The following is a 1,459-nucleotide window of genomic DNA, read 5'->3' as shown; positions in this document are numbered from 1 at the left end:
CCTCCGGACGCCTGCGAAGGCCGCAGCTGCCTGATCGATTTCACAGTCAGGATCGCGGTTGGTCAAAGGGGGGCCACGCGATCCGGCGGCGTGGAGACGCGTCCATCCTCCACACTCGCCTTTTCCAATCTGTCGTGTATAGGTGCCCGTTCGTGCCGTTTGTTGCGGTGAACGAAGAGGATTTTTTGAAAGGACACGGGAGTTAGTGTCATGACTGAACGGTGGACGCCCGATAGCTGGAGGTCGAAGAAGATCCAGCAGGTACCGGCCTATCCGGACCTCGAGGGGCTGAAGAACGTGGAGCAACAGCTCGCGGGCTTCCCGCCGCTCGTTTTTGCAGGCGAGGCGCGCAAGCTGAAACGCCAATTGGCCAAGGTTGCCAAGGGCGAGGCTTTCCTGCTTCAGGGCGGGGATTGCGCCGAGAGCTTCGCCGAGCATTCCGCCGACAACATTCGTGATTTCTTCCGCCTGTTCCTGCAGATGGCCGTGGTCCTGACTTTCGGCGGCGCTTCGCCGGTGGTGAAGATCGGCCGTTCGGCCGGCCAGTTCGCCAAGCCGCGCTCCGCCGATACGGAGACCGTCGACGGCGTCGAATTGCCCAGCTATCGGGGCGATATCGTCAATGACATCGGTTTCACGCCGGAATCGCGCATTCCCGATCCGAACCGACAGATTTCAGCCTACCGCCAATCGGCGGCGACGCTGAACCTCATCCGCGCCTTCGCGACCGGCGGTTACGCCAATCTCGAGAACGCGCATCGCTGGATGCTGGGCTTCGTGAAGGATTCGCCGCAATCGTCGCGCTACAACGCGCTCGCCGAACGCATCACCGAGAGCCTCGACTTCATGCGGGCGATCGGCATCGATCCGGAAACGCATCCGGAAATGCGGACGACGGATTTCTACACCAGCCACGAGGCCTTGTTGCTCGGCTATGAGCAGGCGCTCACGCGCGTGGATTCCACCACGGGCGATTGGTACGCCACCTCGGGTCACATGGTGTGGATCGGCGACCGCACGCGCCAAAGCGATCACGCGCATGTGGAATACATGCGCGGCATCAAGAACCCGATCGGCCTCAAGTGCGGCCCGTCGCTGACGCCGGACGGCCTGCTCAAACTCATCGACCAGCTCAACCCGGACGACGAACCCGGTCGCCTGACGCTCATCGCCCGGTTCGGTTCGGACCAGGTGGCAGAACATCTGCCGGCGCTCGTCCGCGCCGTGAAGCGCGAAGGGCGCACAGTGGTGTGGTCCTGCGATCCGATGCACGGCAACACGATCAAGGCGGCATCTGGCTACAAGACGCGGCCGTTCGAGCGGATCATGGGCGAGGTCCGCGACTTCTTCGCTGTTCACCAGGCTGAAGGCACCCATGCGGGCGGCATTCACCTGGAGATGACCGGCAAAAACGTCACGGAATGCACCGGCGGCGCGCGTGCGCTGACCGACGCGGACC

Annotated in this window: 1 protein-coding gene; it reads left to right on the top strand. The window is 63.2% G+C overall.

All coding sequences use genetic code 11. The features are described from left to right. Positions 1–210: 210 nt before the first annotated feature. Positions 211–1,459 (top strand): class II 3-deoxy-7-phosphoheptulonate synthase (locus AC1DT3_RS20915; protein WP_477467119.1); only part of this gene is annotated, 1,249 nt, incomplete at its 3' end.

The organism is Microvirga sp. P4_G7 (assembly GCF_056401005.1).
This window is presented reverse-complemented; position numbering and strand designations above follow the sequence as displayed.